The sequence below is a fragment of the Streptomyces sp. NPDC002640 genome (assembly GCF_053592575.1).
Window position 1 is genome coordinate 279261 of record NZ_JBSFVZ010000004.1, and the last position, 13890, is coordinate 293150.

Annotated in this window: 6 protein-coding genes; 4 read left to right on the top strand and 2 right to left on the bottom strand. The window is 73.5% G+C overall.

Annotated elements, in window-relative coordinates; genetic code table 11:
* Positions 1-23: 23 nt before the first annotated feature.
* Positions 24-2648 (bottom strand): glycosyltransferase family 1 protein, encoded by a 2625-nt coding sequence (locus ACWD3O_RS07875; protein WP_451415183.1) that lies wholly within the window; start codon positions 2646-2648, stop codon positions 24-26.
* Between the two features lie 1045 nt (positions 2649-3693).
* Here ACWD3O_RS07875 and ACWD3O_RS07880 point away from each other — a divergent pair.
* From ACWD3O_RS07880 to glgB, 4 genes are all read left to right on the top strand, one after another.
* On the top strand, positions 3694-5700 hold the full coding sequence (locus ACWD3O_RS07880; protein ID WP_451415229.1) for an alpha-1,4-glucan--maltose-1-phosphate maltosyltransferase: 2007 nt from the start codon (positions 3694-3696) through the stop codon (positions 5698-5700).
* Entirely contained in the window at positions 5697-7397 is a 1701-nt protein-coding gene (gene treS, locus ACWD3O_RS07885) for a maltose alpha-D-glucosyltransferase (RefSeq protein ID WP_451410471.1), read from the top strand. The genes ACWD3O_RS07880 and treS overlap by 4 nt, the downstream gene beginning before the upstream one ends.
* A gap of 95 nt (positions 7398-7492) precedes the next feature.
* Entirely contained in the window at positions 7493-8893 is a 1401-nt protein-coding gene (locus tag ACWD3O_RS07890; protein ID WP_451415184.1) for a maltokinase N-terminal cap-like domain-containing protein, read from the top strand.
* Between the two features lie 120 nt (positions 8894-9013).
* The gene (gene glgB / locus ACWD3O_RS07895; RefSeq protein ID WP_451415185.1) at positions 9014-11377 is read left to right on the top strand and encodes a 1,4-alpha-glucan branching enzyme; all 2364 of its coding nucleotides are present in this window, start codon (positions 9014-9016) and stop codon (positions 11375-11377) included.
* Positions 11378-11580: 203 nt separating this feature from the next.
* Here the strand turns inward: glgB and ACWD3O_RS07900 are convergent, their stop codons facing one another.
* A complete protein-coding gene (locus ACWD3O_RS07900) occupies positions 11581-13812 on the bottom strand; it encodes a HelD family protein (RefSeq protein WP_451415230.1) in 2232 nt (743 codons plus the stop codon).
* Between the last annotated feature and the right edge of the window lie 78 nt (positions 13813-13890).

Sequence of the window (13890 nt, forward strand, 5' to 3'; positions counted from 1 at the left end):
CCCCGCCGGCGCGGCCGGGGCCGTCAGCGCATCAGCACCCCGGGCGCCTCGACCATCTCCTCCGCGGGGAGCGCCACCAGCCCGAGTTCCGCGCCGGAGGCCAGCAGCCGGTGCGCGGGCAGCACCCGCACGGTGTAGCCGAACGGCCCCGTCCGGTCCAGGGTCAGCGGGCCCTCGTACACCCAGTTGCCCTCGGTGTCCGGGCCGGTGGAGGTGGGCTTCAGCGGGACCGTCGTGGGGGCGGTGAGCCGGTCCTCCGCGTCGACCCGGCCCGCCGCGGCCTGGACCTCCACGTCCTCCGGGGCGAGGCCGCCGAGCCCGACCCGCACCCGCAGGGTCAGCGTGGCGCCCAGTTCCGCGGTGGTCGCCGCGGACGAGGTCTCCACGTGGCCGACCCGCACGGCGGGCCAGCCGCCGCGCACCCGCGCCTTCCAGGAGGCCAGCTCGGTCGCCGCGTCGGCCGTCATGGCCCGGTGCGACCGGGCCGCCGGCGCGTACAGCCGCTCCACGTACTCCCGCACCATCCGGCCCGCGAGCACCTTCGGGCCCAGGTGGGTCAGGGTGTGCCGGACCATCTCGATCCACCGGTCCGGCAGCCCGCTGTCGCCGCCCTGCTCGTAGAAGCGCGGGGTGACCCGCCGCTCCATCAGGTCGTAGAGGGCGGCGGCCTCCAGGTCGTCCCGCCGCTCGGGGCCCGTGCCGGTGCCGTCGGCGGTGGGGATCGCCCAGCCGAAGTCGGGCTGGTACCACTCGTCCCACCAGCCGTCCAGCACCGACAGGTTGAGCCCGCCGTTGAGCGCCGACTTCATCCCGCTGGTGCCGCACGCCTCCAGCGGGCGGAGCGGGTTGTTCAGCCAGATGTCGCAGCCCGGGTAGAGCTTCTGCGCCATGCCCATGCCGTAGTCCGGCAGGAAGACGATCCGGTGGCGCACCCGCGGGTCGTCCGCGAACCGCACCAGTTCCTGGATCAGCCGCTTGCCGCTCTCGTCGGCCGGGTGGGCCTTGCCGGCCACCACGAGCTGCACCGGCCGCTCGGGGTGCAGCAGCAGCGAGCGCAGGCGTTCCTGGTCGCGCAGCATCAGGGTGAGCCGCTTGTAGGACGGCACCCGGCGGGCGAAGCCGATGGTCAGCACGTCGGGGTCGAGCACCCCGTCGATCCAGCCGAGCTCCGCGTCGCCCGCGCCGCGCTGGCGCCAGGAGTCGCGCAGCCGCCGCCGCACCTCGTCGACCAACTGCCCGCGCAGGGAGCGCCGGAGCTGCCAGATCTCCTCGTCGGAGATGTCCGCGACGGCGTCCCACCGTTCGGAGCCGCCGACGCTCAGCACCTCCTCGGCCCGCCTCTCCCCGACGCCGCGGGCGCCGAGCCGCAGGACCTCGGGGGCCACCCAGGTCGGCGCGTGGACCCCGTTGGTGACGGAGGTGATCGGCACCTCCTCGGGGTCGAACCCCGGCCAGAGCCCGGCGAACATCTCCCGGCTGACCCTGCCGTGCAGGACGGAGACGCCGTTGGCCCGCTGGGCGAGCCGCAGGCCCATCACCGCCATGTTGAAGACGCCCGGGTCGCCGCCGGGGTAGGTCTCGGCGCCGAGCCGGAGCACCCGGTCGACGTCGATCCCGGGCAGCTCGGCGTCCGGCCCGAACTGCCGGGCGACCAGGTTGCGGTCGAAGCGGTCGATGCCGGCCGGCACGGGCGTGTGGGTGGTGAAGACGGTTCCGGCCCGGACCGCCTCCAGGGCCGAGTCGAAGTCCAGTCCCTCGCGCACCAGTTCGTGGATCCGCTCCAGGCCCAGGAAGCCGGCGTGGCCCTCGTTGGTGTGGAACACCTCGGGCTGCGGATGGCCGGTGAGTTCGCAGTACGCGCGCACCGCCCGGACACCTCCTATGCCCAGCAGCATCTCCTGCAGCAGCCGGTGCTCGCTGCCCCCGCCGTAGAGGCGGTCGGTGACGCCGCGCTCGCCGGCCCCGTTGTCCTCGACGTCGGAGTCGAGCAGCAGCAGCGGGACCCGGCCCACCTGGGCGACCCAGATCCGGGCCCGCAGCGAGGTGCCCCCCGGCAGGGCCAGCGAGACGTGGGCGGGCGTGCCGTCGGGCCGGGCGAGCGGGACGAGGGGCAGCTCGTTGGGGTCGAGGACCGGGTAGTGCTCCTGCTGCCAGCCGTCGCGGGAGAGCGACTGGCGGAAGTAGCCGTGCCGGTAGAGGAGTCCCACGCCGATCAGCGGGACCCCGAGGTCGCTGGCGGCCTTCAGGTGGTCGCCGGCCAGGATGCCGAGACCGCCGGAGTACTGCGGCAGGGCGGCGGTGATGCCGAACTCCGGCGAGAAGTAGGCCACGGCGGCGGGCAGCCCGCCGGACTGCTCCTGGTACCAGCGGCCACCGCCGGTGTACTCGGCGAGGTCCTCGGCGGCGGCGTTCAGCCGGGCCAGGAACGCGTCGTCCGCGGCCAGCTCGGCGAGCCGGGCCGGCGGGACGCTCCCCAGCAGCCGCACCGGGTCGCCGCCGCAGGCCGCCCAGCGTTCGGGATCGACGGACCGGAACAGGTCGCGGGTTCCGGCGTGCCAGGACCAGCGCAGGTTCCGCGCCAGATCGCTGAGCGGCCGGAGGGGTCGGGGGAGGACGGGACGGACGGTGAATCGACGGATCGCCTTCACGTTTCCACCTCGGCTGGGCGTGCGGAAAGGGGGGACACATCCGTATGAATGCGTCCCCGTCGTCACCCTTGACGGTATCCGCGTGACGGCGGATCAACCACGGCGCACGGTTCTCCGGCGTGCCGCCGGGGCACACGGAGCGTGAAACGCGGGGCATGCGGGTGAAATAGCCGGGGCGCGGACGGGCATACGACGATCGGCGTACACGTCCGTCTCGTCTGGATCCGGTACGGGACCGGTCTTGTGCTCCCGAAAGGCCATGAGTAGTTAACAAAGCGCCGGATTGCTCACCCGAAGAGGGTGGGAAGGCTCCCCCGTACCCCTTTCGGTGGCTCTCGCGGGAACCACCTCCCCCCACCCGCCCAGCATCTCCCCATCCGCCCACCCACGTTGACGCGGAGGAGTGGTCATGCCCGCCACACATCGTCAGACGGCCCACCGCCAGGAACCCGACGCCGCGACCCGCCCCCGGCCGCAGCCGCCCCGCGCGGCTCCCGCGGCCGACGGCTCGGCCCCGGCGCACACCCCGCCCCCGCGCGCCGGGGGCGCGACCCCGCCTGGGGATCCCGCCCCGCAGCACACCCCCGCCGACGACGCCGCGGCGGAGGGCGGGGCCGCCCACCATCCCGGCGACCCCGGCGGAGCCGCGTCCCGGGGTCCCGCGGACGCCCCTTCCGCCGCGCCGGGGGCCGGTACCCCGGCCGGGGCGGAGGATCCGGCCGAAGCGGGGCCACCGGCTGACGCGAAGGCTCCGGCCAGGGCGAAGGCCACCAAGGCCACCAAGGCCAATGCTCCGGCCGACACCAAGCCCCGCAGCAAGGCCGGAGCCCAAGTCGACGCGAAAAGCCGAAGCAAGGCCGGAGCCCCCGCCGACGCCAAGCCCCGCAAGAAGGCCGAAGCCCAGGTCGGCGGCGCCGAACCCCCGGCCAAGGCGAAGGCGTCCGCCAAGGCGAAGTCCCCGGTCAAGGCGAAGCCGAAGGCGGGGAAGGCCGGGGCCCGGGCTCCCCGGGGCGCCGCCCGAACGGCCGGCGCCCTCCCGCCGACCGTGGGCCGCATCCCGGTGGAGGACGTCCGCCCCCGCGTCGCGGACGGCCGGCGTCCCGCCAAGGCGGTGACCGGCGAGAGCTTCGAGGTCACCGCCACCGTGTTCCGCGAGGGCCACGACGCCGTCGCCGCGAACGTCGTGCTGACCGACCCGGACGGCACCCCCGGCCCGTGGACGCCGATGCGCGAGGTCGCCCCCGGCACCGACCTGTGGGCCGCCACCGTGACCCCCGACCGCCCGGGCCGGTGGAGCTTCACCGTGGAGGCGTGGAGCGACCCGATCGGCACCTGGCGGCACACCGCGGGCATCAAGGTCCCGGCCGGGATCGACACCGGACCGGTCCTGGAGGAGGGCGCCCGCCTGCACGAACGCGCCGCCGGGAACCTCCCGCCGGGCCCCGCCCGCGACGCCGTGCTGGCCGCCGTGGCCGGGCTGCGCGACGAGGACCGCCCGGTGGCCTCCCGGCTCGCCGCCGCCCTCGCCCCCGAGGTGACCGAGGCCCTGGACGACCATCCGCTGCGCGAACTGGTGAGCCCCGCCGAACCCCTGCCCCTGCTGGTGGAGCGCGAACGGGCCCTGTACGGGGCGTGGTACGAGTTCTTCCCCCGCTCGGAGGGCGCGGTGGTCCCGCAGGACGGTCCGCCGGTCAGCGGCACGTTCCGCACCGCGGCCGAGCGGCTGCCGGCCGTCGCGGCGATGGGTTTCGACGTCGTATACCTTCCGCCCATTCACCCGATCGGCCTCACCCACCGCAAGGGCCGCAACAACACGCTGACCGCCCACGAGGGGGACGTCGGCGTGCCCTGGGCCATCGGTTCCCCGGAGGGCGGGCACGACGCCGTCCACCCGGACCTCGGGACGCTGGACGACTTCGACGCGTTCGTGGCGAAGGCCGCCGACCACGGCCTGGAGATCGCGCTGGACTTCGCGCTCCAGTGCTCCCCCGACCACCCGTGGGTGGAGAAGCACCCGGACTGGTTCCACCACCGCCCCGACGGGTCCATCGCCTACGCCGAGAACCCGCCGAAGAAGTACCAGGACATCTACCCCATCGCCTTCGACCAGGACATGCCCGGCCTGGTCGAGGAGACCGTCCGCGTCCTGCGCTTCTGGATGGAGCACGGCGTCCGCGTCTTCCGCGTCGACAACCCGCACACCAAGCCGGTCGTCTTCTGGGAGCGGGTCATCGGCGAGATCAACGCCACCGACCCGGACGTCATCTTCCTGGCCGAGGCCTTCACCCGTCCGGCGATGATGCGCGCCCTCGCCCAGATCGGGTTCCAGCAGTCGTACACCTACTTCACCTGGCGCAACTCCAAGGAGGAACTCACCGAGTACCTGACGGAGCTGAGCGGGGAGACGGCGCACTACCTGCGGCCCAACCTGTTCGTGAACACCCCGGACATCCTCCACGCCTACCTGCAGCGCGGCGGCCGGCCAGCCTTCGAGGTCCGCGCGGTCCTGGCCGCCACCCTCTCCCCCACCTGGGGCGTCTACGCCGGCTTCGAGCTGTGCGAGAACACCCCGGTCCGCGAGGGCAGCGAGGAGTACCTGGACTCCGAGAAGTACCAGCTCCGCCCCCGCGACTGGGAGGCCGCCGAACGCGAGGGCCGCACCATCGCCCCGCTGATCACCCGGCTGAACGAGATCCGCCGCTCCAGCCCCGCCCTGCACCACCTGCGCAACCTGCGGTTCCACCACGCCGACAACGACGAGGTGATCGCCTACTCCAAGCGGCACGGCTCGAACACGGTTCTGGTGGTGGCCAACCTGGACCCGCACCACACCCACGAGGCCACGGTGTCGTTGGACATGCCGCAACTCGGCCTGAACTGGCACGAGTCGGTACCGGTGCGCGACGAGCTCACCGGTGAGACCTATCACTGGGGCAGGGCCAACTACGTACGTCTCGGGCCCGGGGGAGCACATGTGCTGACCGTGGGCGCCTCCGGCGACGACGCCCTGCGACCGTCCTCACCGCAGATCGGAGGGTCACCCGCCATATGATCGTCAACGAGCCCGTCCCGGACAAATTCGAGGACACGCCCGCCCGGGACCGGGACCCGGACTGGTTCAAGCGCGCCGTCTTCTACGAGGTGCTGGTCCGCTCCTTCCAGGACTCCAACGGCGACGGCGTCGGAGACCTCAAGGGCATCACCGCCAAGCTGGACTACCTGCAGTGGCTCGGCGTCGACTGTCTCTGGCTCCCGCCGTTCTTCAAGTCGCCGCTGCGCGACGGCGGGTACGACGTCTCCGACTACACCTCCGTCCTGCCCGAGTTCGGCGACCTGGCCGACTTCGTGGAGTTCGTCGACGCCGCGCACCAGCGCGGCATGCGCGTGATCATCGACTTCGTCATGAACCACACCAGCGACCAGCACCCGTGGTTCCAGGAGTCCCGCAAGGACCCCGACGGCCCCTACGGCGACTACTACGTCTGGGCCGACGACGACAAGCAGTACCAGGACGCCCGGATCATCTTCGTCGACACCGAGACGTCCAACTGGACCTTCGACCCGGTGCGCAAGCAGTACTACTGGCACCGGTTCTTCTCCCACCAGCCGGACCTCAACTACGAGAACCCGGCGGTGCAGGAGGAGATCATCTCCGCGCTGAGGTTCTGGCTGGACCTCGGCATCGACGGGTTCCGGCTGGACGCGGTGCCGTACCTGTACCAGCAGGAGGGCACCAACTGCGAGAACCTGCCGGCCACCCACCAGTTCCTCAAGCGGGTCCGCAAGGAGATCGACGCCCACTACCCGGACACGGTGCTGCTGGCCGAGGCCAACCAGTGGCCCGAGGACGTCGTCGACTACTTCGGCGACTTCACCTCGGGCGGCGACGAGTGCCACATGGCCTTCCACTTCCCGGTGATGCCGCGGATCTTCATGGCGGTCCGGCGCGAGTCCCGCTACCCGGTGTCCGAGATCCTGGCGAAGACCCCGGCGATCCCGCAGAACTGCCAGTGGGGCATCTTCCTGCGCAACCACGACGAGCTGACCCTGGAGATGGTCACCGACGAGGAACGCGACTACATGTACGCGGAGTACGCCAAGGACCCGCGCATGCGGGCCAACATCGGCATCCGCCGCCGCCTCGCGCCCCTCCTCGACAACGACCGCAACCAGATCGAGCTCTTCACCGCCCTGCTCCTGTCCCTGCCGGGATCGCCCGTCCTGTACTACGGCGACGAGATCGGCATGGGCGACAACATCTGGCTCGGCGACCGCGACGCCGTCCGCACCCCCATGCAGTGGACCCCCGACCGCAACGCCGGCTTCTCCTCCTGCGATCCGGGGCGGCTGTACCTGCCGACCATCATGGACCCGGTCTTCGGCTACCAGGTCGCCAACGTCGAGGCCTCCATGGCCTCGCCGTCCTCCCTGCTGCACTGGACCCGCCGGATGATCGAGATCCGCAAGCAGAACCCGGCGTTCGGACTCGGCAGCTACACCGAACTCCCGTCCTCCAACCCCGCGGTGCTCGCCTTCCTGCGCGAGTACGAGGACGACACGGTGCTCTGCGTGCACAACTTCTCCCGCTTCGCCCAGCCCACCGAGCTGGACCTGCGGGAGTTCACCGACCTGCACCCGGTGGAGCTCATCGGCGGGGTGCGTTTTCCGGCCATCGGCGACCTGCCGTACCTGCTGACCCTGGCGGGCCACGGCTTCTACTGGTTCCGCCTCCGCAAGGACCTGACATAACGGGCCAGTTCCGTCGCGAGGCGGTTTCGGCCGCCTCGCGACGGGCACGCGAAAACACCCCCTCCCCCGACCGCCAGGGGAAAGGACGCGACGTCATGTCGGAAGCCTCGCCGTACGCCCCCGCCCGCGCCACCGCGCCCGCGCAGGGCCTGCCCGCCTCACTGGAACCGCTGCTGCTGGAGTGGCTGCCCCGCCGCCGCTGGTTCGCCGGCAAGGGGAGCCCGCTCACCCACCTCGGCGTGGTCGCCGAGACCGAGCTGCTGCCGCTGCCCGCCTCCGGCAACCAGCCCGGACTGCTGCACCTGCTGATCCGCGCCGGACACGCCCCGGGGGACTGCTACCAGCTGCTCCTGGGAGTCCGCCGCACCCTGCCGCCCCATCTGGCGCCCGCCCTGATCGGGCACCTGCACCACGGCCCGTTCGCCGGGACCACGGTCTACGACGCGCTGCACGACCCGCGCGCCACCGGCCTGCTGCTCGAGGCCCTGCGCAGCCGCGCCCGGGTCGGCGGACTGCGTTTCGAACGAGAGAACGAGCAACCGTTCATCCTGGACGCCACCCCCCGGCTGATCACCTCCGAACAGTCCAACTCCTCCGTCGTCTACGGCGACGCGCTGATCCTCAAGCTGCTGCGCCGGGTCACCCCCGGCATCAACCCCGACCTCGAACTCCCCCTCGCCCTGGCCCGCGAGGGCTGCGCCCGGGTGCCCGCCCCCGCCGGCTGGCTCACCGCCGATCTGCCGGGCGAGCCGGACCCCTACGTGCTGGCCGTCCTCCAGCCCTTCCTGCGCGACGCCGACGACGGCTGGCAGCTCGCCCTGGCCCGCCTCGCCACCGACCGGGACTTCACCGCGGAGGCCCGTGCCCTCGGCCGCGCCACCGCCGAGGTGCACCTCTCCCTCGCCCGCGCCCTGCCCACCGTCACCCTCGGGCGGGCCCAGCTCGCGCAGATGGTGGAGGGCATGTGCGAACGCCTCGACGCCGCGGTCAGGGCCGTCCCCGCCCTCGTCCCGTACGCCGACGGGCTGCGCTCCGCCTACACCGCGCTCGCCGACCTGGCCTCCGAGGGCCGCACCTGGACCGCCCAGCGGATCCACGGCGACCTCCACCTCGGGCAGTGCCTGCGCACCCCGGACGGCGAGTGGTCGCTGATCGACTTCGAGGGCGAACCGTCCCGGCCGCTGGCCGAGCGCCGCCTGGAGCAGCCCGCGGTCCGGGACGTCGCGGGCATGCTCCGCTCCTTCGACTACGCCGCCCACGCCGGCCGTCCCTGGCCACCGGGCTGGGCGGACTCCTGCCGGGCCGCGTTCTGCACCGGCTACGCCGAGGCCACCGGCAGCGACCCGCGCACCGACCCGGTGATGCTGCGGGCCTGCGAGACCGAGAAGGCCGTCTACGAGGTGGTCTACGAGGCCCGGCACCGGCCGGACTGGCTGCGGGTCCCGCTGGCCGCCATACAGCGCCTGTCCGCCGGGGCCGCGGGGGCCGTGCCGTGAGCCGCCCGCCCGGACCGCCCACCGCGGCACCACCCGCCGCCGTATCGCCCGCCGCACCGCCGTGATCGTGATCCGCCCCGCCCGTTGAACCGTCGTGCGTTCGTCTCCGAGGAGGCCCCCGTGGTGAAGCCCAGCCAACCGCCCGCCCGTCCGACCTCCGGCGGCCGCCCCGCGGGTGTCCGGCGGGCGGCCGCCGCCGGCCGGACGCCCGCCGCCCGGCCGCCGCAGCAGCGCACCCCGGTGGACGGGCCCCCGCCCGCGTCGCCCGCGCGGCCGGTGCCCTCCGTGGTCCCCGCGCCCTGCTCCCCCGAGGACCGCGAGCGGCTGCTGTCCGGCACCCACCACGACCCGCACGCCGTGCTCGGCGCCCACCCCGTGGACGGCGGGGTGGTGGTCCGCGCGCTGCGCCCGCACGCCCGCTCGGTCACCGTGGTCGCCGAGGGCCTGCGGGCCGAACTCCACGACGACGGCGACGGGTTCTTCTCCGGCCGCGTCCCGCTCGCCGCCGAGGGGTCCCTCCCCGCCTACCGGTTGCTGGTCGGCTACGAGAACGGCACCCACGACACCGAGGACGCCTACCGCTTCCTGCCCGCGCTCGGCGACCTCGACCTGCACCTGATCGGCGAGGGACGCCACGAGGAGCTGTGGAAGGCCCTGGGCGCCCACCCCATGACCCACCAGGGCGTGACCGGCACCCGCTTCACCGTGTGGGCGCCCAACGCCCGCGGCGTCAGGGTGACCGGCACCTTCGCCTTCTGGGACGGCACCGGCTTCCCGATGCGTTCGCTGGGCGGCACCGGCGTGTGGGAGCTGTTCGTGCCCGCGATCGGCGAGGGCGAGCTCTACAAGTTCGAGATCACCCGCCCCGACGGCACCCGCACCCTGCGCGCCGACCCGATGGCCCGCCGCACCGAGTGCCCCCCGGACACCGCCTCGGTGATCACCAGCTCGGAGTACACGTGGGGGGACGACGAGTGGCTCGCCCGGCGCGGCGAGGTCCCGGCCCACGAGGCGCCGTTCTCCGTCTACGAGGTGCACCTGGCGTCCTGGCGGCCCGGCCTCGGCTACCGGCAGCTCGCCGAGCAGCTCCCCGCCTACGTCGCGGAACTCGGCTTCACGCACGTCGAGTTGATGCCCGTGGCAGAACACCCCTTCGGCGGCTCCTGGGGCTACCAGGTCACCGGTTTCTACGCCCCGACCGCGCGGCTCGGCACCCCCGACGACTTCCGGTACCTGGTCGACAGCCTCCACCGGGCCGGCATCGGCGTGATCATGGACTGGGTGCCCGCCCACTTCCCGCGCGACGCGTGGGCCCTGGCCGAGTTCGACGGCCGCCCGCTCTACGAGCACCCCGACCCGCAGCGGGCCGCCCATCCCGACTGGGGGACGCTGGAGTTCGACCTGGGGCGGCGCGAGGTCCGCAACTTCCTGGTCGCCAACGCCGTGTACTGGTGCGAGGAGTTCCACATCGACGGCCTACGGGTCGACGCCGTCGCCTCCATGCTCTACCTCGACTACTCCCGCGAGGACGGGCAGTGGACGCCCAACGAGCGCGGCGGGCGCGAGAACCTGGACGCGGTGGCCTTCCTGCAGGAGATGAACGCCACCGTCTACCGCCGCGTGCCGGGGGTGGTGACCATCGCCGAGGAGTCCACCGCCTGGGACGGCGTCACCCGCGCCACCCACCACGTCGGCCCCTCCGGCTTCGGCGGCCTGGGCTTCGGGCTGAAGTGGAACATGGGCTGGATGCACGACTCGCTCCAGTACATGGCGCACGACCCGGTCCACCGGGCGTACCACCACGACGAGATGACGTTCTCCATGGTGTACGCGTACAGCGAGAACTACGTGCTGCCGATCTCGCACGACGAGGTGGTGCACGGCAAGCGGTCGCTGGTCTCCAAGATGCCGGGCGACTGGTGGCGGCAGCGGGCCGACCTGCGGGCCTACCTCGGGTTCATGTGGGCCCATCCCGGCAAGCAACTGCTGTTCATGGGCCAGGAGTTCGCGCAGGGCGCCGAGTGGTCGGAGGCGCACGGGCCCGACTGGTGGCTGCTGGACCCGTCCTACGGGGCGGCGGCGGACCACCGGGGCGTGCGGGACCTGGTGGGCGACCTCAACGCCGTGTACCGGCGGACGCCGGCGCTGTGGCAGCGGGACGTCGCGCCGGACGGGTTCCGGTGGGTGCTGGCGGACGGGGCGGCGGACAACGTGCTGGCGTTCCTCCGCTTCGACGCGGAGGGGTCACCGCTGCTGGCGGTGTGCAACTTCTCGCCGGTGGTGCGGGACGGCTACCGGGTGGGGGTGCCGGACGACGTGCCCGCGTGGGCGGAGGTCCTGAACACGGACGCGGAACGGTACGGGGGGTCCGGGGCCCGGTCCGTCGGCCCGCTCAAGCCGGAGCCGCAGCCGTGGCACGCCCATCCGGCCAGCCTCCGCCTCACGCTGCCCCCGCTCTCCACGGTCTGGCTGACCCCGGCGTAGCGCCCGCGGACGTACCGGTCCCCCGCGCACGGTCCGTCGGCCCGGGCGGCGTGGGGCGGGCCGCCCGCCGCGTACACACCGGCCTGCGCCCGCGGCGAGCGGCTCGCCGCTCAGGGCGCAGGCCGGTGCCGCTCAGGGCGCAGGCCGACCGCACCGTACGCACGTGACCCGGCCGCGGCACCGCGGAGGAACCCGGTCAGGCCCTACATCGCCGCCGCCAAGGCCGCCGGGAGCGGCGCCGCGTGGACCACGGCGAGCCGCTGGGTGGCGCGGGTCAGCGCCACGTACAGGTCGCTGAGCCCGAACTCGGCCGGCTCGACCACCACCACGGAGTCGAACTCGAGTCCCTTCGCCCCGCGCGGGTCCACCAGCACGACCCGCCGGGTCAGGTCGGGCACCCCGGTGACCGGAACCCCCAACGCCGCGCCGAGCTCCCCGTGCAGCGCCCGCGGCGCGATCACCGCCACCCGCCCCTCCTCGGGCGTGAGCTCCCCCGCCACCTTGGCGACGGCCGACGCCAGCCCCCCGGCCTCGGCCGCGGGGACGGCGACGGCGAACGGCCGCACCCCCGTCTCCCGCACCGACCGCGGCGGCTCGAAGACCGGGTCCTCTGCCCGCACCACCGCCGCCGCGACGTCCATGATCTCGGCCGGCGTCCGGTAGTTCACGGACAGCCGCGTGTGGACCCACCGGTCCTCGACGTACGGCTCCAGGATGCCCGCCCAGGAGCCGACGCCCCCCGCCTCGGCCGTCTGCGCGGGGTCCCCCACCAGCGTCATCGACCGCGTGGGCGACCTCCGCATCAGCAGCCGCCACGCCATCGGCGACAGCTCCTGCGCCTCGTCCACGATGATGTGGCCGAACGCCCAGGTGCGGTCCGCCGCCGCCCGCTCGGCCGCGCTGCGGTGGTCGGCCTCCTCGTGCCGCTCGGCGAAGCGTTCCGCGTCGATGATGTCCTGCGCGCCGAGCACCTCCGCGTCCTCGTCGTCCTTGTCCTCGAACTCGTAGGTGCGCGAGGCGTAGGCGACGTCCAGCACGCCCTGCGCGTAGGCGATCCGCGCCTGCCGCTCGCGGGCCGCGCGGTCCCGCTCGGCGCGCTCGTCCTCTCCGAGGAGTTCCGCGGCCTCGTCCAGCAGCGGCACGTCCGCGACCGTCCACCCGGTGGTCACCGGCCGCCGGACCGCGTCGGCGTCCTCGGGGGACAGGTAGCCGTCCGGCTCCGCGAGGAGGCGGGCGACCAGCTGCTGCGGGGTGAGCACCGGCCACAGTTCGTCGATGACGTCCCACACCGCCGGGTTGTCCGCCAGCTCGTCGCGGATCGCGGAGACGTCGCTGTCGTCCAGCAGGTTGGTCCCGTCGTAGGGGTCGGTGCCGATCTGCTCGGCGACCAGGTCGGTGAGGGTGTTGAGGAGGTATCCCTCGAAGTACTCGCGCGCCAGGTTGTGCGGCAGTCCCGTCGAGCGCGCCCGGTCCCGGGCGACCCGCACCAGGCCCTCGTCGAGCATCACGACCTGCCGGTCGTGCTCGACGGTGAGCACCGGGTCGGGCAGCCGCTCGTGGTCGCGGACCAGCCGCTCCAGCACCTCCGCCATCTCCACGCGCCCCTTCACGGCCGCCGCGGCCGGCGTGTCGGCCGCCCGCGCGGTGACGCCGGGGAAGAGCTCGCCGACGGTCGCCAGCAGCACCCCGGTCTCGCCGAGCGCGGGCAGCACCTCGCCGATGTAGCCGAGGAACGCCGGGTTGGGGCCGACGATGAGGACCGCGCGCCGGGCCAGCAGTTCCCGGTGCTCGTAGAGCAGGAAGGCGGCCCGGTGCAGGGCCACGGCGGTCTTGCCGGTGCCGGGGCCGCCCTCGACCACCAGCACCCCGTGGTGCGGGGCGCGGATGATGCGGTCCTGGTCGGCCTGGATGGTGCGCACGATGTCGCCCATCCGCCCGGTGCGGGCCTGGTCGAGCGCCGCCAGCAGCACCGCGTCGCCGGTGGGGTCCTCGTGGCCGGTGCGGGTGGTGTCGCCGAGGTCGAGGATCTCGTCGTGGAGGGCGGTCACCTTCCGGCCCTGGCTGGAGATGTGCCGCCGGCGGCGCAGTCCCATCGGGCTGTGGCCGGTGGCCAGGTAGAAGGGCCGGGCGACGTCGGCCCGCCAGTCGATCAGCAGCGGTGTGCGCTCGGTGTCGTCGGCGCGGATGCCGATCCGGCCGATGTGGTGGGTGGCGCCGTCGGTGAGGTCGATCCGGCCGAAGCAGAGCGCGCCGTCCACGGCGTTCAGCGCGGCCAGCAGTCCCGAGCGTTCGGCGACCAGGATGTCGCGCTCCAGACGCGCCTGCATGGGGGTGTTCCCCTGGGCCAGCGCGTCCTTGACGGCACGGTCCGCGTCCTCGCGCAGGGCCTCGACGCGCTCGTGGAGCCCGTCGACGAATTCCTGCTCGCGCAGCAATTCGAGGTCCTGCGATTCCGCGCTCTCCGCGTTCTCCGCGTTTTCCCCGTCGTACGAATGTGCCGTGTTTGACAATGC

Bases quoted from the DNA above. Each gene is read 5' to 3' on its own strand.
- treS (WP_451410471.1), top strand. From the start codon at position 5,697: ATGATCGTCAACGAGCCCGTCCCGGACAAATTCGAGGACACGCCCGCC.
- ACWD3O_RS07890 (WP_451415184.1), top strand. From the start codon at position 7,493: ATGTCGGAAGCCTCGCCGTACGCCCCCGCCCGCGCCACCGCGCCCGCG.